We start from the raw sequence: 22,466 nt of genomic DNA, 5'->3' as shown, positions 1-22,466 counted from the left end.
TGACAATATTGGAATTGTCACCATAAGAATTTATAATTCAGTTTACAACAACAGACCTTGTTATGCTTGAGGGTGCATAAATCCCGTTTCCATCAAAACTGATTTCATAGAAGTATTGTCCAGGTTTTGCTTTGATAGGTGCAATTGCGATTCCGTCACTGTCTGTGCGATACCTATAGACATTTAGTGAATTGTTGAACTTAATTGTAGCACCTGATATGGCATTTCCATAGAAATCAGTCAGCATTGCAGTTAGATTGCCATTTTTGTAGGTAATATTGATATCTGAAGCCTCCAATATAGTTGGAATCTTGTTTACTGTAACGTTTACTGTAATGTTGGAAGCTTTGTAAATGCCATTACCGTCATAGCTGATTGTGTAGCTGTATTTTCCCGGTTTTGAGTTGATTGGGGCATTGAGAAATCCATTTTCATCTGTGTGATATCTTAAGGTCTTAATTCCATTGTCGACTTTAACAGTAACGCCAGACAATATCTTTCCATAAGCATCTGATAGTCTTGCAGTTAGATTCCCATTGCTGTAGGTAACATTAAGATTATCCACATCAATTACAGTCTCAACCTTATTTACAGTAACGTTTACTGTAATGTTGGAAGCTTTGTAAATCTTATTTCCATCAAAACTAAGAGTGTAGGCGTATTCGCCAGGTTTAGCATTGATCGGAGCAGTTGCAATTCCGTCATTGCCTGTATGGTACCTTAAGGTCTTCATTCCATTGTCAACCTTGACGGTAACTCCAGAGACAGGAGCACCATTGCAATCGGTTAAAGTGAAATTCAAAGCAGTCCCTGAATTATAAGTGATGTTCAGATTTTTGGCTTCAATGACTGTTGCGGCTTTTTCAACATTAACGGCTATTGTGATGTTGCATGGATTATAGAATCTGTTTCCATCAAAGGAAAATGTATAGTTGTATTCACCAGGCATCAGGCCAACAGGAATATTGGCAATGCCCTCTCCATCAGTATGGTACCTTAAGGTCTTTATTCCATTGTAAACCTTAACGGTAACTCCTGATATTGCATTGCAATCCTCATCAGTTAGTTTTGCAGATACATTGCCGTTATAGGCAATAACTACATTTGAAGCATTGAAAATTGAGTTGGCCTTATTTACGATAACTGTTTTAGTAATGTTGCATGGATTATATATCCTGTTTCCATCAAAGCTGATTGTGCAGTTGTATTCTCCAGGTGCTAGATTGACAGGAATGCTTACAGTACCTTGAGCATCCGTATGATACCTTGAGGTCTTGACGCCATTGTCAACCTTGACTGTAACTCCAGAGACAGGAACACCGTTATAATCTACTAAAGTGAAATTCAAAAGACTTCCGTCACCGTAGTTCATTGTAAAGCCTTCAAATGAAAAGTTTGTCTTAAATTTGTCCTGAAAGACATTTTCCAGGAAGTATTTTGCAAATGCATTTCCGTATTGTCCATAGGTATACTTTGAGAAATGCAAGCTGTCTGATGATGTATATGGGCAGTTCTCTTCATTTACTATATCGTAGCTTCTTGTATCAACTTTATAGAATATCAGATATTCGCTTTTGTTCAGCCATTTGAGGTATTGTTTGTTCAGTTCATTTTGATAATCATTCAATGTCAGGCCAATCTTATTGGGAGTGATGTCCCTGTTTTGCCTTATTTTAGGAGAATATGTACGATCTGAATAATACAGGTCAATGAAGACTACCTTAATCGGTGATTCTCCCCCGTCAACACGCATTTTACTGGCATTTTCAATTTTTTCCATTATATGATTGAACGCGCCATTGAATGTTATTGTATCATTGCTGTCTTCAGGCCCGAATTCCGTATTGTCAATATAATCATTGGTTCCTGCCGCCAAAACGACAATATTGTAATCATCTATGCGTGTGTTTGTCACTCCTTCACTGTTTTCTGCAGTATCAAGGTCTTCCCAGTTTCCTGGAAGTTCGCCGATTGCAATCTGGTCGACAACCTCTCTGCAGATACGGTATCTGTAATATTTTGTATTTTCAATATTCACTCCATCAATCTGTCCCAGGTCATGGTATGTTGAACCCGGTATTGAAGGATTGTAATAGGCGCATCCAAGCAATTGAGCTATTCTGTAAGGTATTGAGAATATATGTCTGCTTGCCGGTGACTTATACGGTGAACCATATGTGATGCTGTCTCCAAAATATAATATTCGATATTTGGAATTATCTTCAGAATAGTTCATCAGGCTAAATCCTTCATCAAATCTGCTGTACTGCATTTCACCGTTTTTAATAGCGTAAGCCTGCACGGAATAATAGGAAGCATTGTCTATCTCGTCAATGGGCATTGAAAGTGTAGTGGAACCTTTTTGATTTGCCTGACCTATTATCTGCCAGTTGTCTTCAACCTTTTTAAGCACATTATAACCATCGGCCGTAGGCACTCTGCCCCATTTTATTGTAGTGTTATTGAGGGAAACTATTGTAGGAGCTTCCAGATTGAAATCACCATCCTTCAGGTACAGGCCATAATTTATGCTGCTGTCATTTCTTATGCAGCATGCACGAACCGTATAAAACAGGTTGTTAAAACTTGGATCGCAGAAAGTTTTACTATTGAGTATCTTTGACAATTCATTTGCGGATTTATAGTAATAATCGACATAGCTGCTTTGATTTGCATCTACAACAGCAATACATTTAAAGCTTCCATCACGCCCCATCTTTCTGAATATGCGGTAATTGGTGGCATTTTCAATATTTCCCCAAGTAACGTTAGCCATCAGATTTTGAAAATCAACAGCAACATCAGGGCTTGCAAGCAATCTCAAGCCTTCAGCATCATAAGGACCATATATTCTTTCACTGTCATTCTTTTCAATTACTTCCCTTACTGAATATGCATATGAACAGTTATCTGTTATCCTATCGAAATAGGCCATTTCCTTAGAATCTGCAGTGACTGTAGAGATAACCTCAAAGTCTTCCGCATCTTTCCTTAGGACTTCATATGTGCTTCCATTAGTGGAATTCCAGCAGAACTTTGCATAGTAATTGTTGCCGCTTGGATAGTATTGCAGTTTTATTAACTTAGGCGCCTCGATGATTTGGGAATCATTTTCATCACTGGTGTTTCCTGTGAAGTTATTTTCCGGAGTGCCGGATTCATTTGATTCGTTTCCATTAGTTGAATTTTCAGTACCGTTTGATTCATTTGAATCAGATAGAATTTCGTTATAAGAAATCGGTGAATCATCAATTGTGAGTTCTTGTGATATGTATGCATCTGGATTGATTTCCAATGTCTCATTGCCTGAATTATCATCGCTGGCACAAACCGATCCAATTGATATGAGCAATGTTAGGAATATTGTAAAAACAAGCATGAATTTCTTTAAATTTTTAACCGACTTCATATTATCCTCAATGATTATTAATAAATTATGTATAATTTATCTTACTTGTCATATATATACTTATTTCACTAATTTAATAAATAAAATTAAAATATTCTATGGTAATATTAAAAATAATTTATTAATTTTTCAATAAATATGAACATAATTACATTATATTAAAAAAAACAATATTTTGAAAAAATAGAGACAAATATACAATTTATCAATTGTTTATTAAATATCATATAATGTATGATATGATTGTTGTTGTTTCATTTAAAAAAAAATTAAGATGTTCCTATGTTTAAAATATATGATGTTCAATAAAAATTAGAAAATATAAAACAGAATTGAAGGATATAATTAAAAAAAATTATAAAAGGGCCCTGATGGCCTCCTTTACATCATCCAAATCTTCGGTCGGCTCGAACCTTTGACAGACATTGCCTTCGCGGTCGACCAGAAACTTGGTGAAATTCCATTTGATGTCGTCATTGTCCATGTAGTTACTATCAATGGATTTCAATACAGACTTGAGCTTTTCTGCGTCGTTGCCTGTGATGTCCTTGAATGGCTGTTCCTTTTTTAGATATTCATATAGCGGCTCGGCGTTCTCGCCGTTCACGTCAATCTTATCAAAGATTGTGTATGGAACCAGCCATTTTGAACGGCAAACCTCTCTAATCTCTTCGGCTGTGCCCGGGGCTTGGCCTCCAAACTGATTGCATGGAAAATCAAGGATTTCAAAGCCATCATCCTTGAATTCATTGTAGATTTCATTCAATTCCGTATATTGGGGAGTGAAACCGCATTCGGTTGCGGAATTGACAATCAACAATACTTTGCCTGTGTAGTCTGCAAGTGAAACGGTATTTCCGTCGCCGTCCTTAACTTCAAAATCGTATACTGACATAATTATCACCATTAATTATGGATATTATATTTCAAATATAAAAATTTATTAGAAGCCCTAAACAAAATTCATTATTATGACAAGGCAGGATACAATAGTCAAGACAAGCATAATAGGCATTGTTGTCAATCTCATTCTTGTGGCGTTCAAGGCAACAATTGGAATACTCGTAAACTCAATAGCAATCACATTGGATGCGGTCAACAACCTGACCGATGCGCTGTCATCCATAATTACAATTATAGGCACAAAGCTTGCTGGAAAGGCCCCCGACAAGGACCATCCATATGGATACGGCCGTATAGAATACTTCTCATCTGTAATCATTGCAGCAATTGTCCTGTGGGCCGGAATCACCGCGCTCATGGAGTCATGGCCAAAGATATTCAATCCCGACGTTACATCATATACGACCATTTCCCTGATTATCATTGCCGTTGCGGTAATAGTCAAGTTCCTTCTTGGAAGATACGTCAAGGGAGTCGGGGAAAGGATTAACTCACAGGCACTTGTGGCATCCGGAAGCGATGCGTTTTTTGATGCGATACTCTCCCTTTCCACACTGATTGCAGCTATAATATCCATATTCTTCCACATTTCCCTTGAGGGAATATTGGGTGTCATCATTTCCCTTGTAATCATAAAGGCGAGCATCGACATGCTGAGGGAAACCCTTGACAGCATGATCGGCGCAAGGGTTGATGCAGATTTATCCCGCAAGATAAAGGAGTCAATCTGTGAGGTTCCTGGAATCTATGGGGCATATGACCTGTCATTGCACAACTACGGGCCTGAGGACATGCAGGGCTCAGTCCACATTGAGGTTGATGATGACTTGACTGCCCATGAAATACATACAATGACACGAAATCTGGCATATAAAATCTATGATGAATTCTCAATCATTCTGACAATAGGAATATATGCAAGAAACGATGAATACAGGGATATCCGCGATGATTTGTATGAAATCGCTTCACAGTATGAGGAGGTCATTGAAGTACACGGATTCATTGTAAATGAGGATGCAAAGATTGCCACTTTCGACATAATCGTTGATTTTGATGCGGACCGCGAAAGGGTAAAGGATGAAATCCTATCAAAAATCAAATCAAGGCATCCCGAATTCGACTACTATATAATCGATGACTATGACATAAGCGATTAAATACTAGTTTGTCAAATATATAATAGTATAAAGGTGTTGAACTATGAAAACTACAAATATAATTTTGATTGCAATCGCAATTCTCGTTATTGCCCTTGTAGCGGTTGGGGTTTATACATTCACCTCCCATGACGGTGACTTGAATCTTTTAAACGTTACAACCGAAGACAATAACACAACAGATTTTATTGATATTGGCACCATCAACGCAAACGACACTAACAACACTACTGTAGTCGGCGACAACTCACCTCGTGAAAATGTCACCAACAATACAGGAAACAATACAACCTATAAGGTATATGATCCTCAATCTGATTCATATGTGCCTGTAATCGGCGAAAAGTATGATGATGAAGTGAACAGATGGTATACTTATGATGCTGATGGTGTGAGATACTACAATACAAGAATTAATCATTAATTCTTTTCTTTTTTTCTTTTTTTAGTCAGAAACACTGCACTGATTAGATTATCCCTGTATGTGGTTTCGTCTTTGAGGGATTCTATGTGGTGTATTACATTCAGCTTCAAATCTTCAAGCTTTATACGGGTGTCTAAATCATCAAAGTCAACGTTGAAGATGAATACGTATTTGATGTTCATATCGTAGTCAAATATAATCCAATTAGGGCCGTTTATGTCTAGAAAGTGGATGGACCACTTAGACATGATGTTCGTGATTCTGGATGTGATGTCGTCAATGCTGAAATCAGAATCAATGATGACTTCCTTCATCATTGATATAAATCCTCAGTGGATTCTCCGACTTGAGGAACAGCGATTTCAATATCCTTCTTGTTGAATACGCCGAAAGCGGTAATCTCCTTTTTGAGAATGGACATTGATTGTGAGAACTCTTCGCTTTCAAGTGAGATGATTGCCACATCAATCCAGTTTTCGTCTTCTGAAAGATATAGGCATGGCTCAAAGAGATGATATTTTGAAACGATGGTCAATAGCAATTCGTTGATTGCAACACTTTTTCCTGTATGTTCGTAGTTCAGTTTTAAAATCCTTTCTTGAATGTTCATAATAGTAATTATGTTTTTGGACTTAAAAATTTTTCTTATATTCTTCCAACTTTTCGATGTTGAGGCTTGCAACCTCAAAGCCCTCGCTTAAGATAAGCCAGATTGCCTGCATGAATCCCCTGCCCTTCAGCTTGTTGCAGTTTTCCATGGCCAGCATACGATAATTCGGTGATTCACGGGTCTGCATCATGAACAGATCCTTGATTTCCTTTCTTAAATCATTATCTATATATGATTCAAGGATTTCCTTGATGGACAGCGAAAAGGTATTTCCGATAGACTTTGCAATCTCAATCTCATCTCTGTCCATTTCGCCTTCCAGGGAGTTTTGAATTTCAATAAATGAGGAGTAGTCCTGATAGCCGTATACGGTAAACCTTCCCTCGACGCTGTGGGCGGAATATTCGTCAATCAGCCTGTTCAGCGGTGAGTATATGAGTATGAATGTTGCGATGGCATCGATTGAGGAGTTCTTGCTGCAGTCGAGGATTTTACATAGTACAATTGAGAGGATTTCCTTTAAAAGAAAGTGTGACAGCTCGTGAATAAGGGTAGTAATCTGAAGGGATGACATCTGCCTGTCATCAATCTCAATCTTATCGAAGGTGAATGTTCCAAGCTCCTGGCCGAATGACTTGTAGCCGACCTCCACAAATGATTTTGAAAAGAGAAGCACCTTGTCTGAAATGTCCAGGTAGTCAAGGACAAGCTCATTTGACTTTACCAATCTGTCGAACTCCAGAAATGCAGTCCTTTTGATGTCTTTGATGATTCCATCATAGTCCTTAACCCTTAATCTGGAATTCTTTACAAGCTCAATGTTTTCAGGTGTGAATATCTCTTCGAATGCCTGGAAATCGTTTAATCCAGCAAAGGTGAATTTGGGATGGGTTTCTATATCGCAGACATCTATGATATCGGATATGTGCTTCAGCTTGACAAGGCAATCGAAACAGAAGTTTTCCTCTTCAGGATATTCCCTGTGGCACTGCGGGCAGTATTTTGTCAAAGCCTTTAGTGATGGAGCCTCTTCATCATAACAATAGTCACAGGTATCCCCCAATGCCTTCTCGCGAAGAATGTCCTCCATTCTAGGACTTCGCAATACGGAATACTCACTTAGCAATGGAGCCAGCAAGTCATCTATCGCTTTTTTCTTTGGCTTGTCAACCTGCAGGTATCCTGATAGGTCATTGAACATTTGAAACACTTAGTATCCCATTAGCTTGAATGATATGAACCATATCACTGCTGATAAGGCTATTATGATCTTACCATGTAGGGATGCCTTTTCGGAATCCTTTCTTGTCACCAGGTAAACTCCAATAAAGACTCCGATTATAGGAATCAGAATAGCAAAGACATATCCTATAATGATGGCTATCTTATGGTCTTCTTCAACCTTTTGGACTTCATAAGGCGGCATTGTCTGCTGTGTACCGGTTGTCTGCTGAGTTTGCTGTTGTGTTTCCAAGTTCATTCCGCAATTCTTACAAAATTTAGCGTTGTCCGCTAACTGTTCTCCACATGATGGACAAAATTTTGACATTCTAAAACCTTCCTAAAATAATTTTTCAATCAAATGATCGTCATTTTTAAAGAAATCCATTCTCACATAATTAATCAGGTTATGTGGTGATCCAACAAGCTGTGCTGATGCAAAGAGCGGTATGTATACCATTTGTGCGCCCTGTTCAACACATATTTTCATTACTTCGGGCAAATTTTGGCAATGTTCGCTGCCGAGTATTACTGTACCGTCCCTCAAACTCTCATTATTTTTGATGGATTCATTTGCTATCAGTTCCTGTAAAGCAAATGATGTAGGTTCACCGTCACCTGTTATATTATCAACTGTAGTTTCATTATTATTGATGGATAATTTGAATATGTCTGTTCCCTCTATGAAATACACTTCGCCGACATCAATTTCATTGTCGAGAAGGGAACCTATCCTGAATGATTCGTCAAGCTCGAAGTCTTCAGTGGAATCTTCATCTTCAAGAGCATCCTTATAGGACAGGATAAGGTCTCCAAAATCGGGAGTCAGATTTATCACGGAATCATCTTCGGGTTTTTCGGCTTCGCTTCCATCAGCTATTTTTTTCAAAAGGCGAATTATTTCATCATTCTGCCTTTCAATGTTTCTTGCAATTTCAATAAGTTCGGACAGTTCAGACATGATTAATAGTATTGATTTTTTTATTATTATAATTTTAGATTGAACATGTAATACATTGACTCGGACAGCCTTTCGTCATTTGCATATTTCTCAAAACCCAGCGAATATTTAAGAAGATTATATCTTGTAATCAGCACATTGTCGGATTCCGGATTCAGGACTATGCCGTCCAGATCCTCGCACAACACGAAATTGACGAGGGTTGCAAGATTTACAATCTGTGAGTATTTGTGCTTATCCGTTCTAATGGCAGTCATTTTCTCATCTGAGGTAAAAAGAGTTGCATAGATTCCGCCGACCCTGTCCATATGCATCTGTGCAATCGGACCTGTCTTTTTAAGTGAAATCAATGAGCTATCTCCTTTAATATCAAGATCGCTTAGCATGAGCATCAGCAGCGTTGAGTTTGTCATGTGCTCAAAGAGATTCTCGATATCTCCTATGTTATTGGGGTTTTCAATGAACCTTTCCAGCTTCTCATTGTCTATGGAATACTTTAGGCCAATCAGTTCCTCTTCGGTGTAGGGATTTGTTGTGTAGAAATTGGTCTTTGGGATGTTTGTAATCGCCAGAATGAATTCTTTTTTAAACAGATATTTTTCTGATGACGGATTAAGAATGTATCCTTCAATGTCAGTAGTCTTTAGGATATTCTGATAGAGCTCAAATGAGTTCTGCAGGACCTGAATGTCTGCATCTGATTTGTAGAACTTCCTAAACTCATCCAAATCGGTGAATAATGGTGTTATCTTATCCTCTTCATCCTCATAAATGATGAAGTTCAGTGTGCCGTTTTCCCTTTTGGCCGGAATGTAGAGGTTGGAATATCTGAATTCGTTAATCAGCCTTAATGTAAGCTCTTCAGTCAATATGTTGCCGTTTGAATATATGTCTTCGATAACGGTACGCAGGTGTTTGTGGTTAGTCATTGATTCTAGTTTGTCTATTGTTGTTATAATAATTATCCATTGCCTCATTAATGACCGTCTTCAGTGCCTTTGCATTATATGTCCTGAAGGCCAGTGCCTTGTCCTTTAAGGTGAGGACTACCAGCTCGTTTGAAGTGCTCCTGTCAACGCTTACATACTTGATTTCATCAAAGTGAAGGGTGAATCTGCCAGAAATAACAAGCTCCTCACTAAGAATCACCAGTTCAGAGGCAACCCATGATAGCTCATCGGAACTGTTGGTCATTACGCTTCCGATAAGTGCTCCGGCACCAGCAATTAGAAGGCCTGTTCCAAGTGTCGAACCGATTAATCCGACGGTTGCGGCAGCTCCGATGAGTCCTCCTGCACTTCCGACGAAATCTGGAGAAAGCATCTTGGACAGCTTGTCCTTTGATTTTGAGTCTACAGGAAATTCGACCTTGGACTTCTTATGCTCTCTGATATATGTCAAGGACTCCTCATATCCCTTTTGGGGAAATGGAGTTTCATCCTTTTCGTGGAATATGATGCCTGCGGTATCCTCTACAAGGCCCTTTGTGAACTTGAGAGTTCCCTTGATTAGGGGTTTTTTCCTGGATTTTGTTTTAGGCTTGATTTTGATTGGAATCTCATCGCTCATTTTGCCACCTAGAATATTTTGCCGACGCCAACGCCGTTTGTTCCGACTGATACGAAAGTGTGGGATGAATCGTCACTTGGATAATCTACTCTTTGGGATTCGATTGCATCGACTATCTTATAGTTTTGATATTCCTCATTCAATATGTCATAGAACTCCTTGTGACTATAGTCCGATTTTGAGCAGCTTTTGACCACTTCCTTTATTGTCGGAGTGATGTTGTGGCCGATCCAGTTGATGTAGTAGAATTCCTCGCCTGCCGAAAACCATAGAATCGAATTGTTTGTATCGTCCTTTCCATCCTCATAGGTGAAGTGAACCGCATCATGGCCTGCAACGGTCACTTTCTTTTGAGGGTACTTTTCTGTAAAATAACCGTATAGGCTCATCATATTAGGATTTACATATCTGACCGTAAAGGTATCGATGTCATCCTCATCATACCAATATGAGTTGAAATCGCTTTCGTATGGATTTTCGCTGTACTTCGGAGGTATCTTGAATGTTTCATATCCGACTTCCGCAGTCGTCCAGTTTGACGAGTCTATGGCGCTGACTGCGTTCATCAATATGAGCAATGCAAGCGCTGCAATCAGAATCTTTTTAATCATGTTAATACCTTTGGTTTGAATTTATTTAAATATATCATTTGAAAGCAATTTATCATCATAAAATCATCATTTATTTCAAAAGTCGATTGTAAAAGCTTCAAATATCATATAAAGTTAATATATATTAAAAAATAATAAAATAAGAATTTATTTTTGAATTTAAAAATTTAAGAACAAGCCCAATAATTGGCTTAAATTAGCTCAAATAATTGGGCAAATCAATATCCTGGTCGATTGCAGAATCTGCTTCTTCAATTTGATATTGATTTAAAACCATTAATTCTTGTAATCCTTCACCGAATTGATGAGATGGTCCATGCTGTGCATGAATCCTGTAGGATTCTTCTCCTTCTTGTCTTCCTTGCTCATGTTGACAATAAGCTCGTCGATGAGCTCATCCATCTTCACGACAAGTGACTCGAGGACGCCCATTCTTGAAGTGACTTCCTTCCTGATTTCAGGATTGTCGTCTGATCCCAATTCAAGAATGCCTGAAACCGCATTTGCATTTTCATTGAAGACCTTTGTTGAGTTGTCCACGTTTGCGATGAACCTGTCATAGGTCAGCTGTGGAGGTGCAAAGCGCTCTTCTATGAGCTTTCTGGCATTGGTTTCCTTGATTTCGTACATGGCCTTAAGTTCGTTGAGCCTTGTCCTGTACTGGTCGAACTCCTTTTCACTGGATTTGACCTTGACTTCCTTTTTGGCGCCTACCTGTTTGGTATTTCCCAGAAGTTCGCCGATAGGATCGGATGTTGTGAGCCTATGGATTGCATATCCTATAAGGAATGTCGGTGTTGCAACTGAAAGGCCGAATAGTCCAAGATAGAAAACGCCTGAAAGGCTGAATATCCCGCCGAATGACGCAAACAATAGGAACACCAATACGGTTAATGATTTTGTTTTAGAGAATGTGTATTCTCCTGTGGTCTTGTCCTGCCAGTAGAAGAACAAGTGCTTTAAATCGCTCATTAATCCATAATTGCTGTTTTCAATGACTGCTCTTGACATCCTCTTGCTTGCGATGAGGTCATGGACTGCATTTCCTGCTACATACACCAAGCCTGCGCTTATCAAAGCGAAGAGCCATATTCCAATATTCCCCGGTCCAAGTGTCAGGACCAAAAGGAATGCCAGAACTGCAGCCACCTTTGATTTTGATATGATAAAGTAACTGTCTTGATAATCATAAAATAATTTATAAGTTAAACTGTTGTTTGGTTTTGTAATCTCATATACATTTCGAAATGAGGTTGATCTGCACTTTGGGCAATGGTTCGAACGGCTGTTTACTATATTTCCGCAATTATTACAAATTTTGTTAGTCATTTTCATCAACCAGAAAATCTTCGTATGTTAACGTATTTAATTCTTCATCTGTTATATTGCTTTTAGGAGCTAATCTGTTTGCCTGATTAGTTAGTACCTCCTCAAATAGGTTTCGAACTGCTCTTCCGTTAGCAAAGTTTTTTGACCTATTTTCATATAACATTTTAAAGTAGTCCTTTATATACTTATCGGCTGGACCGTCCAAAGTTAGGTTGGATTCCTCGCACATCAGCCAGAATATGTTATAGAGTTCATCGTCGTTGTAGTCCTCGAAATAGATGAACTTGTTGAATCTGGACTCCAATCCTGGATTTGAGTACAAAAACTTCTCCATGAGTGCAGGATAGCCCGCCACGATGACAATCAAATCGTCACGATGATCTTCCATTGCTTTAAGTAAGGTATCTACCGCTTCGGCGCCGTAGTCGTTGTCGCTTTTGGATGTTAATGAATATGCTTCGTCTATGAAGAGTATCCCTCCCAGTGCGGACTGGATGACTTCCTGGGTCTTTATTGCGGTCTGTCCGACATAGCCTCCGACTAAACCTGATCTGTCGGTTTCTATTAGATGGCCTTTTGAGAGCAAACCTATTGCATGATAGATTTTAGCCAGTAAACGTGCTACTGTAGTCTTACCTGTTCCAGGGTTTCCGCTGAAGACCAAATGGAGACTCATTGCAGGCTGTTTGATTCCGCGCTCCTCCCTGAGCTTTCTGATTTGAACTAGATTGATTAAGGAATTGACATCCTTTTTGACCTTTTCAAGACCTACCAGTTTGTTCAGCTCTTCTAAATATTCATCCAATGAGCCGGATTGCTGGGTTTCCTCCAATTTTCCGGTTTCTTCAATGCCTTTTATGTCTAGAAGCTGGATTGGTTTCAAGTCAACATTTTCCTTTTCGAGCAGTTTTTCCAGGTTGGCAATGTAGTCATTGTAGAGGTTGAAGACATCCTCGTTGAGCTCGTTGTCGACTGTGATAAAGAACTTTCCGAATACCTTATAGCAGTTGTAGAGCTCATTTGCGGTGTTGAGCTCAGTCATGTCGAAGTTCACTCCGCACAGGTCAAGCTCATGGAGGCATTTGAATGACAGGGGCATTTCCCTTGAGATTTTCAAATCAGTTAGGGATAGGAGGTCCTCCTTTGTGAAGCTGGTATCGAGAAGTGAGTTTATGAACTCCAGTTCGTTGTCAGTTATCTTGTCGTCGCCCAATCCAAGATAGGCAAAGTATTTGAACAGGTCATCGACTATCAGGCTTTCCAAAGTGACATTCTCAAGGTCCCTGATGGAATCGCAGTATGGCGTGAATATGCCTAAAGTTTTCACAAGGAAGTTCAGATTGGTCATATAACCGGCCAGATAGTCCATATGAATCTTATCGACATCACTGTTGCAGCTTGAGCAAGTGTTTTGGGAGTTGTCCAAGATCTTTCCGCAATTTTTACAAACAGTCCACTCTAACATAGAAGATACCTTATATTTTTCTAATTATATATTTTTTGATTTAGGATAAATAAGTTGTGTTTAATTTGTCAGGCAATCGGGATTCTTCAGGAACTGTATGATGTTTATATGTTCAATTCCGTCACGAGAATAGTCTGATTTGTCCATGCTCAATACGTATTTCGGATAGTTGTCCTTAATTTTTGACAGCGGTTTGAATTCACGTTTGATTATGTCTTCATCCTCATTTATGAGATAGCAGACCTGCACGTATATTTTCCTATTGTTTTTTCTGCAGACGAAATCGATTTCAGAGTCATTTACCTTTCCAATGGTAACCTTATAGTCCTGTCTGAGCAATTCCAAATATACGATATTTTCTAAAACATGACCAGTATTCTGCTGCTTTTCCTCCAATTGTGATTTGTAAAAGCCCAAATCCATCAGATAATATTTTTCAGAGCCAGTGATTTCCCTTTTGCCAATTAGATCTTCACGGGTTACCTTTGACAATACATATGCCTCCTCAAGATAATCCAGATAATTGTATATAGTTGTTTTTGAAATGCCTGGCAGTTCATGCTTTAGATATGCATATATGGAATGGGCTGAAATCAAATTGCCGATGTTTTCTATTAAAAACTTTACAATCCTATTGAACAATCCGACATTTCTTATATCATGGCGCTCTACAATATCATGTAGCAGGATTGACGAATATAAATCATCCAATATTATTTCCTTATGGTTTTTTAAAGCAATAACTATAGGCAATCCACCATATGCCCTATACTCTTCAAAATAGTTTTCAATCTCGCTCTTCAATTCGTTTGCAATTATCGGTTTTTCGTTCAGTTCATTTTTGTAATCCAAAAATTCAATGAATGAGAACGGATACATGTCTATTGAAACATATCTTCCAGTCAGATAAGTTGATAATTCGCTTGACAGCAGTTTGGAATTTGATCCTGTGATGAAGATTTCCACGTTAGGCAGTTTGAAATAACTGTTTATTGAAATCTCCCAGTCTTCAACATTCTGGATTTCATCGAAAAACAGGTATGCCCTACCCTCATGGTCATTGATATATTCCAATACGATATCGTCAAGCTGAGTGTTTAATTTGATTCTGTTATATTCCGGAAGCTCCAAATCTATCAATAATATATTTTCTTCATCGACTCCACCATCTATTAATTCATCTATTATCAACTTGAAGAAATATGATTTTCCGCAACGCCTTATACCGGTTATCACTTTTATGATGTCCCGATTCATGAAACTGTTAATCTTGTCCATGTACAGTTTTCGCTCGACCATATTATCAGCTCCAAAAATTGTCTTTTATAAAATACTTTTCTTATATAATTATTAGATTAGTATTATATATAATACTTTTTATTATAATTTAGTAAAAAAGTATTCTATAAGATACTTTTATCATTAATTTTTATTTTCAATTATGATAATCAGTTAAGCTTAGAAAATTGATAACAAATAAAATAACAAATCATTTAAATAATAAAGGACACACTAACCTAGCCCCAAAACATCCAGACATAAAACACAAAGAGCAATATTGAAAAACAATGTCGAATGTGAAATCGAAATTGAAACAAAACACAAAACCAAAGTTAATTAAAATTAAAAGCCATCTAAATCATCACAAAACCCATTATTAGAAATAACCCATACTTGAAAGCTCATCCAATCTCTTTTTAAAGTAATCAATATTATTGGATTCAATTCCTGAATTCAGAAACTGCATGATAATCTGGATTTCCTGTTCGTATAATTGGGATTCATGATATACCTTTGTTAGATTCAGATACGGATAGTCGTCATTTATGAACAAATCGTTTTTTAACAATCTTCTGAAGAAATAGAATCCCTTTTCATACTCGCCGCTTTCGATGTAGGCATCGCCGATTTCCATCAGCTTTTGCTTTTCTTTCTGGTCAACCGCATATTCCTCAATTGCTTCTTTAAATGTATCCGGCAGGAACTTGTTTGCCCTATTGCTTCTGATGTATGAGGTAAAGCGGCTGTCGATGACATATGTAGTGCAATAATCGTCATCATCCCTCATTCCCCTTCCGTGGGTTTGGACTAAACTTAAACAGGTCTTGAAGTCATACCATTCAAGGTCTATGCTAGACCTTTCATAAATCTGCTTGTCACCCCAGTCTGGATATGGAATCTTGTAGATTATCTGAAATCTGCACAGGTTGCCTGGAAGATCCACCCCTTCTCCCATGGACGGTGAGACCAGCACAAGGGGTTCAGCCGAATCGATGAATGTTTTAAGCCGTTCCTGCCTGTTTTTAGAGTCATGCCCAATCAGCCTTGGATTGTCAAGATTTTCCAATATATAATCCATGCATCTGCTGCTGACTGTATGTATGATTCCCTTCTCATCCTTGTGATTTTCCAGTATCTCATTTACTGTCCTGATGGTTTTGGGAGCATTGCCTTTGATGAAGTTCCTTGAAAGATTATGGCCCTCATAAGTAATAATCGGATTCCTTTTGATGTCGAATGGGCTTTTTCGCCTTATTGAATATATCTCATCACTATCAATTCCAAGCCATTTGGCAAAAAGCTCATCGTCAAGGATTGTGGCGCTCATGAAAAGCACAACATCCGCATACTTGAACAATGTATCCTTTGCATAATGGTTTACCTTCAGCGGCTTGAACTGGGCTGTTTCGGTTGAATCGTCCCAGTCGAAAATCCATGTTTTCGGATCGATTACAATATGGTCGATGAATCGCCTGCAGTCGTTTATCTGATGTCTTATGAAGGAAATCTTTTCTGCAAGCTCCTCCCTTTCCAGAGATTCCAGCTTTTCAAGCTCCTTAGCGTATTCGTCCCTGACCTTGTTGATGAATCTCATCCATCTGGTGTAGCTTTGGGTGTTGAGCTCCTCAATCAGCTCTTCTGTCAAGTCGAATTTCAGGTATTCTTCCAGATCGGCTTTGGAAAACTCCAGAGTCAGCTGGTCCATCAGCATGGCCTCGAGGTTGTGGGCCTCATCACAGATTAATAAGTCTCTTTTTTGAAAGTCCTTGACATAGTTGAGCTCCAGAAATAAATATGGATAGTTTGAGATTACTGATTTTGAGTTTAAGGCCAGATACTTCTGGTAATAATAGGGACAGGTATTGTCTTCTGTTATCTCATTTGTCCTGTTCTTAAGTGAATATTTGCAGTCATGGCCTTCTGTTATGCACTTGCCTTCGCTGCATGGCTTTGGGGCAAGCGTATTCTTGTATTTGAGGCAGTTAAAGTTCTGCCTGCCCTTGACGACCTGCATATTGTTGAAGTCCCTCAGGTACTGGTCCTGGAGCTGCTTGGTGATGGTTAAAATGTAAGATGACTCGCAAATCGAAGCCAACGTTGCGGCTATTGCAGACTTGCCGGTTCCGGTTCCGGCTTCAAGGACAATATACTTATAGCCACTGTCAATCGCTTCAAGAATTTCCGATACTGTTTCAAGCTGGCCATCTCTAGGATTGGTGAACGGAAAATGCTTCTGTGCTTTTGGATTTAATCTTGAGTAGTCGCTATATTGCCAGCCTGTCATTACACTATCATATATGAAATCGCATATAAATACAATTTTAGTGAGAGCATTTGAAAAGTAATGTCAAAGTGAATTTTGACGGCAACATGAAAACAAGAGTTTTTTAAAAAAAATAGTTTATTCAAAAGTGAGATGGTTAAAGATCTGTTCCATGTGGTTTATTGCATCGGATACATCAGTTGGTGTTAAATCAGTGTAGGGTTCATAATCAGCTTTTTTTCTTAATTCTGATAATTTTGACAATTTATACCCTATAATATTTTTGCCAAAATCCTTTAAAGCATTTCTAACTTGAACATGCTCACTGATTCTTTCTTCTTTTGACTTGAATTCATTTATTGGTATGGGTCTGAAATTCATAACATCATCAAGCCATAATTCGCAAAACAGATAAGAACTGAAATAAGCCCTATTGATTATTGTAGAATTTATGCATCTGTCATCACAATCATCTGGAATCAATCGACTTTTAAACCTTAAAAGCTTTAAGGTCAGCAGATATAACTGAAATTGAGGGTATTTTCTAATATCCATATATATGCCTCCTATAACCAAATATTTACTGTTCTGTTAAAATTCTCAATATTGTTGACTCTTGAAAATTCATCCATATGACCACATATTTCCAAAAGAATCCTGTCCAATTCCTCTTGAGGTGTCCCGTTAACCTTTTCAAAACAGTAGACATATTCCTGGGTGTCAATATCAGGCATTTCCTTTAATGTCATTTCACCTAAAGCATCATATTTTTTTGCAAAATCAATTAATTCTTTTGTATATATTTCTTTTGCGGGTTCCATTCTTTTCCTAAAAAGATCCAATTTTGTCACCAAATTATCACCTTGCTCTCTCTAATTCGTATAAAATCCGAATTTTTCCGATGGAAAAAGTACAATGATATATCTGATTTCCTTAAATATAAATTTAACGTTTTTAAGTTCGTTAATATTGAAAATAACGTATTAAAATCAATATTTTATTATAAAGGCAATTTTGTGAAATGAATGCAATTTGTAGTGTGGTGCAAAAATTTTTTCTTTGTGTCAAATCCTCGGATTAAAAAAATAGGAAACAATAATTGAAAGCCTATTCAATTATTATTGTTTCGTTTAAAGTTTGTGTTTTTCCATTGCTGTCTGTGAACTCTACGGTCATTTCATGTTTTCCCAGGAACTTTTCGATGATTTCAAAGATTACCTTAAAGAGGTCATCTCCGACATCGCCTTCAAAGACAAGGATGCCGTCAATCCAAACCTTCAGATGCCCATTTGTCAGGTTGAAGTCAAACAGATCAATCAGATTCTTCAGTATGACAAAGTTTGAGTGGCAAATAAGCTTCATGTCGGATGCGCGGTATAGCGTGTATGCATGTCCGGCAGCTTTTGAGCCGAATCTATCAGGCATTCTCCACTTTTTGCCTGCAGCCGGATGATTGCCGCCATCGTTGTCATCATCTTCTTCATCTTCATCATCGTCTGTGCGATTGCCTGTGCTATTGTCTGGCAATACGGTAAGGGTGTTTATGACGCATTTGCCTTTATAGACCGTTTCGATTGCATAGACTCCAGGCTCAAGCAGAGGCAGTTTGAATATGGCGATTCCATCAGCACCGCTTTTAGCGGTCAGGACGTGTTCGCCGACCATGACAGTGACGCTTGCATCGCTTTTGCCGACATCCACGACAAAGGGCTTGTCTTCGGAGTAGTATTTCTGCATATCCTCAGTAATGAATGACTCGCTCATGGTGTAGACCTTTATGCAGGCCACAATACCCCTTGAGATAAGATCGTCAACCTTACCATCCATGCTTACATATGATGTTGCGTTTTCCAAGTGAAGCCTGGTGTACTGAAGGAAAGGCACGGCATTCGCCTCGACAGTTACGGAGAAGATGTCACCTTCCTTGATGCTGATTGCCTTGTCAAGGACTATGGTATGGTATCCCATATATGATGGTTTTCCGCTCTGGGAGTAGAGCACATTGCCGTTGACGGCAACATATATGGAATAGTCTGTGCATTCATCATCGAAGTATGTTCCGACGGCTGATATCCAGTCATCGCCGATGGATTCATATTCATTGGTATAGTTGAGAATCCTTGTGTAATTTGCTAAAAATCCTTCGAAGCCTGCAATGTCATACTCATATGCCATCTCATAGACATCCGTATTGTTTATGATGTATCCGACAGCATTCTGTATCTTAATGACGTCATCATAGTATGAAAGGTAGAAGTATCCCTCATCTCCCCAGTCTTCGCCCCAGCTGTTCTTGCATATCCATGCGCCGTCACCCGGCGGGGTTATTCTGAAAGATTCCTTTGGGAATGCATCGTCCCAGCCAACAACGGCCACCAAATGATTTCCCATGGATGCGTTATTGCAGTACACCGCATTGGTTTCGGGATTGAAGAATACTGAATTCGGGTCTGCCCCATTGACGAATACTGTCAATGCTCCGTAATTGATTAGGGCCTCCTTGACTGCATACCGATTCTTGGTATCGACAAATGCCACATCTTGAATATGATAGCAGTTTGGAGTGAAGAGAATTGGAGAAATCTTTCCAAGCTCGTCATATGTATCATATTCGGCATCCACGATTCCAAGCCAGCTTAGATAGTAGGCAAGGCCCATAGCGAGGTTTCCCTCTTCGGAAGTATACGGATTTCCATAAATGGAATACTTGAGAACAGTATTCTGAACATTGTTTTCCGAAAGGTCCAGTGTCATGTTTGTGGCAATAAGGAACGCCGATTCGACAGCGGCGTTTGCGCCGAATGCCCAGCAGGCCCCATTAGATCCCTGATTCTTGACGGGAGTTACGGCATTGAAATCCCTCAAGTCAAAGTGGGGGTCAGTGACGCTTCCTGTGATTTCAATCGGATTGAGGATGATTTCATTACCCGGAAGGTCTGAAACATAAACGTAGTCAAGATTATCCAAATCGAAGGTATCGGGATTCTTTTTGGCAACAGTGATATTTTTGTAGTATGAGCCGTCCTTTAAAAAGACCCCATGGATGGCTTCGCCGTTATTCAGGAATTCTGAACCTTCCACTTCAAAATAGGCGTCATAGGCATAGATTGCCCCACCATAATCCGCTGAGTTATCCTCGAAATGGGAGATATTGATTTCAACATTACAGTCATCGACAAGCATCGCTCCGCCAATCAAGAACAATGCCTTATTTCCTGTGAAATTGGCATTCTCCAAAGCCACGCTTGCATTTGATGCGTAAACGCCTCCTCCGCTATAATCCGCAGTGCAGTTGAGGAAGGTTGAATCAGCGATTGCGAGATTGCCTCCAAGCTGCAGAACGGCACCTCCGAATTCGGATTTGCAATCCTCAAAGAGTGTCCGGTTGATGAAGGTAAACCCATCCGGAAAATATCCTACGCTGTTGACGTCGGCATATACCGCTCCGCCGTTTTTGGAAGCGGTGACGTTGATGAATTCGCAGTTCTCAATGTTTGTGTATTCGCAACCCTTGAAGGCAAGAGCACCGCCGGTGGCATCTGCATACAGGTTAACAAATCTTGTGTTTTTGATGTAGTTCTTTCCGCCGTCGTTATAGACTGCAGTTGCATATCTTGAAGTGAGATTGGCAAAAACGCAGTTGGCGACAGTGAATATGGAATCGGATCCCTTGATGAGGGACCAGCGAATCGGCTCCTCATTGATGAACAAGGAATCGTCAACTGAGACTTTGCTGTACACGGAAAGGATTGCTGAGCCATCAGGGGCATAATTGTCTATGAACCTGTCATTGAAGCTGTAATAGTCGCTATGGAATGCGAATACCGCACCTGCGCTTTGATTGTTTGAATTGTTTTCAAAGGTTACATTCTCTGTAATCAATTCGCAGTTCCTAAACATGAGTGGAGAATCTGCGCAGTTTGTAAACGTAAGGTTTCTTATATAAACTGAGCCGTTTGTAAATCTGAAGGCTCCTGCACCATTCTTCCCGTCAATCACATGGCCGTTTCCGTTTATGGTCATGCTATGTCCGTCATCCTGGGTCACATCAACATAGGGTTCGTCGCCTTCCATGAACTCATAGTCGTCGGTCAGGTCCAGGACGTTTTCTGACTGTGAAATTTCGTAAGTCAAATCGGAATATGATTTGACTTCAGCATCAGAAAGCATGCCTGAATCGTCAATGTCAGTCTGATTTGCATCAGCGGCACCGACAAAACCGACAGAGACAAACAATAGAAATATGATTAATAAGGATATTTTATTAAATTTCAATGTTGTTCCTCCAGTTTAAGTTATGGTTTCAATGCATATAAGGTTTTGTTGATTTTGTTAAAAAAAATAATTATCTGTTTGCTAGAAGTGCAGCTTTGATTGTTGCATAAATATTCAAAAAAAAATAGAAGGTTCAGACAAACCCCCTGAATATAAACTATTTCTATTTCAAATAATTTTCAATGAAATTGTTAAATGCAATGTTATCTACAAAGCCAGCACTATAGACAATTCCTGCCCTTTCGTATCTTCTGTGATATGTCTGCAGGCTTGATTCATATGATGCATCCAGTTCATGGTCGTGCCTTTCTTCTGCTAATCTTTTACATATGGATGGAATCATGTTGGAACATCTATAGGATCTGCCTCTTGACCTTTGGCGGTTAGGTTCGTATTTGTCTGATATCGAAACGACCCTGTAGACTATTCTTGAGTTTTGAAGAAATTCTCTGATATCTAAAAACTCAACATTCTGCTTATTTTTTTGGTAGTATTCCTCATATATTAACGGCAAGGCTATTGTTACGGTTTCCAGAGGTTTATGGGCAAGGCCGTTGAGCATCTTGTCTGAGTATTTTGATAAGACCTTATCCAGTAAAAAGAGTTCATGTTCAAGTTCGTCATTCAGCCTTTCGTTTTTGACTTTCAGGTTGTCTACAGCTTCAACGAGAGTGCATTTTGTTGAGGCCTTGCAGAGAAAATCACCCTTGAATTCAATCAGGAAAATGAAGAAATTGTCCTTTTCCTTTTTATACCATATGGCGTCGGTGGTCTTTGGAGTGATTCTCAATCCGTTTTCCTTAAAGATTTGACAAGAATGGCAGATATCATCCAGAGCATACATCTTGAACTCATTTTCGCCGTTTTCCATTGGAAGAATTGAAACTCCTTTGGAGCTTTGGGCAATTTCATGGGCTTTTTTATAGAATTGAGGAAATGATCCTAGAAATTCAACGAATTGGGCTTCCTCTTTAGTCAATGGCAT

General features: G+C 38.9%; 20 protein-coding genes. 2 read left to right on the top strand and 18 right to left on the bottom strand.

All coding sequences use genetic code 11. The features are described 5' to 3' along the window. Positions 1 to 37: 37 nt before the first annotated feature. Together ACJMLD_RS03020 and ACJMLD_RS03015 are read right to left on the bottom strand one after the other, a co-directional pair. A complete protein-coding gene (locus ACJMLD_RS03020; protein ID WP_405267847.1) occupies positions 38 to 3,409 on the bottom strand; it encodes a collagen binding domain-containing protein in 3,372 nt (1,123 codons plus the stop codon). A 355-nt stretch (positions 3,410 to 3,764) separates the two neighbouring features. After that, complete coding sequence (locus tag ACJMLD_RS03015; RefSeq protein WP_405267845.1) at positions 3,765 to 4,304, bottom strand: glutathione peroxidase; 540 nt, start codon at positions 4,302 to 4,304, stop codon at positions 3,765 to 3,767. 76 nt (positions 4,305 to 4,380) lie between these two features. On the opposite strand from ACJMLD_RS03015, the gene ACJMLD_RS03010 reads away from it, so the two are divergent. Together ACJMLD_RS03010 and ACJMLD_RS03005 are read left to right on the top strand one after the other, a co-directional pair. Then, complete coding sequence (locus ACJMLD_RS03010; RefSeq protein ID WP_405267843.1) at positions 4,381 to 5,472, top strand: cation diffusion facilitator family transporter; 1,092 nt, start codon at positions 4,381 to 4,383, stop codon at positions 5,470 to 5,472. A gap of 43 nt (positions 5,473 to 5,515) precedes the next feature. Further along, complete coding sequence (locus tag ACJMLD_RS03005) at positions 5,516 to 5,896, top strand: hypothetical protein (protein WP_405267841.1); 381 nt, start codon at positions 5,516 to 5,518, stop codon at positions 5,894 to 5,896. Here ACJMLD_RS03005 and ACJMLD_RS03000 read toward each other — a convergent pair. From ACJMLD_RS03000 to ACJMLD_RS02925, 16 genes are all read right to left on the bottom strand, one after another. Continuing rightward, positions 5,893 to 6,213 carry a hypothetical protein gene (locus ACJMLD_RS03000; protein ID WP_405267839.1) on the bottom strand — a complete coding sequence of 107 codons (321 nt, stop codon included), beginning with the start codon at positions 6,211 to 6,213 and terminating at the stop codon, positions 5,893 to 5,895. The genes ACJMLD_RS03005 and ACJMLD_RS03000 overlap by 4 nt on opposite strands. Next, positions 6,210 to 6,506, bottom strand: a complete 297-nt coding sequence (locus tag ACJMLD_RS02995; RefSeq protein WP_405267837.1) for a hypothetical protein — start codon at positions 6,504 to 6,506, stop codon at positions 6,210 to 6,212. Before ACJMLD_RS02995 ends, ACJMLD_RS03000 begins: the two co-directional genes overlap by 4 nt. Positions 6,507 to 6,528: 22 nt before the next feature. Next, entirely contained in the window at positions 6,529 to 7,707 is a 1,179-nt protein-coding gene (locus tag ACJMLD_RS02990; RefSeq protein ID WP_405267835.1) for a hypothetical protein, read from the bottom strand. Between the two features lie 9 nt (positions 7,708 to 7,716). Then, on the bottom strand, positions 7,717 to 8,055 hold the full coding sequence (locus tag ACJMLD_RS02985; RefSeq protein WP_405267834.1) for a zinc-ribbon domain-containing protein: 339 nt from the start codon (positions 8,053 to 8,055) through the stop codon (positions 7,717 to 7,719). A 12-nt stretch (positions 8,056 to 8,067) separates the two neighbouring features. Then, a complete protein-coding gene (locus ACJMLD_RS02980; protein WP_405267832.1) occupies positions 8,068 to 8,688 on the bottom strand; it encodes a hypothetical protein in 621 nt (206 codons plus the stop codon). 26 nt (positions 8,689 to 8,714) lie between these two features. Further along, a complete protein-coding gene (locus ACJMLD_RS02975; protein WP_405267830.1) occupies positions 8,715 to 9,617 on the bottom strand; it encodes an SseB family protein in 903 nt (300 codons plus the stop codon). Next, positions 9,610 to 10,257, bottom strand: coding sequence for a glycine zipper family protein (locus ACJMLD_RS02970; protein WP_405267828.1), 648 nt, complete (start codon positions 10,255 to 10,257; stop codon positions 9,610 to 9,612). Before ACJMLD_RS02970 ends, ACJMLD_RS02975 begins: the two co-directional genes overlap by 8 nt. 8 nt (positions 10,258 to 10,265) lie before the next feature. Further along, positions 10,266 to 10,868 carry a hypothetical protein gene (locus tag ACJMLD_RS02965; RefSeq protein ID WP_405267826.1) on the bottom strand — a complete coding sequence of 201 codons (603 nt, stop codon included), beginning with the start codon at positions 10,866 to 10,868 and terminating at the stop codon, positions 10,266 to 10,268. Between the two features lie 276 nt (positions 10,869 to 11,144). Continuing rightward, complete coding sequence (locus tag ACJMLD_RS02960) at positions 11,145 to 12,197, bottom strand: hypothetical protein (RefSeq protein WP_405267824.1); 1,053 nt, start codon at positions 12,195 to 12,197, stop codon at positions 11,145 to 11,147. Next, complete coding sequence (locus ACJMLD_RS02955) at positions 12,190 to 13,662, bottom strand: AAA family ATPase (RefSeq protein ID WP_405267822.1); 1,473 nt, start codon at positions 13,660 to 13,662, stop codon at positions 12,190 to 12,192. The genes ACJMLD_RS02960 and ACJMLD_RS02955 overlap by 8 nt, the downstream gene beginning before the upstream one ends. Positions 13,663 to 13,722: 60 nt before the next feature. Continuing rightward, the gene (locus ACJMLD_RS02950; protein ID WP_405267820.1) at positions 13,723 to 14,961 is read right to left on the bottom strand and encodes an ATP-binding protein; all 1,239 of its coding nucleotides are present in this window, start codon (positions 14,959 to 14,961) and stop codon (positions 13,723 to 13,725) included. A 358-nt stretch (positions 14,962 to 15,319) separates the two neighbouring features. Then, positions 15,320 to 17,227, bottom strand: a complete 1,908-nt coding sequence (locus tag ACJMLD_RS02945; protein ID WP_405267818.1) for a helicase C-terminal domain-containing protein — start codon at positions 17,225 to 17,227, stop codon at positions 15,320 to 15,322. A 117-nt stretch (positions 17,228 to 17,344) separates the two neighbouring features. Then, positions 17,345 to 17,761 (bottom strand): hypothetical protein, encoded by a 417-nt coding sequence (locus ACJMLD_RS02940; RefSeq protein ID WP_405267816.1) that lies wholly within the window; start codon positions 17,759 to 17,761, stop codon positions 17,345 to 17,347. 11 nt (positions 17,762 to 17,772) lie between these two features. Then, entirely contained in the window at positions 17,773 to 18,057 is a 285-nt protein-coding gene (locus ACJMLD_RS02935) for a hypothetical protein (protein ID WP_405267814.1), read from the bottom strand. 256 nt (positions 18,058 to 18,313) lie between these two features. After that, positions 18,314 to 21,481: a C1 family peptidase gene (locus tag ACJMLD_RS02930; RefSeq protein ID WP_405267812.1), complete on the bottom strand. Its 3,168-nt coding sequence runs from the start codon at positions 21,479 to 21,481 to the stop codon at positions 18,314 to 18,316. Positions 21,482 to 21,644: 163 nt separating this feature from the next. After that, on the bottom strand, positions 21,645 to 22,466 hold the full coding sequence (locus tag ACJMLD_RS02925) for a hypothetical protein (RefSeq protein WP_405267810.1): 822 nt from the start codon (positions 22,464 to 22,466) through the stop codon (positions 21,645 to 21,647).

This window comes from Methanobrevibacter sp. (assembly GCF_045112895.1).
GTDB lineage: Archaea > Methanobacteriota > Methanobacteria > Methanobacteriales > Methanobacteriaceae > Methanocatella.
The sequence above is the reverse complement of the archived record's forward strand: the minus strand, read 5'-3'. Positions and strand labels throughout refer to the sequence as shown.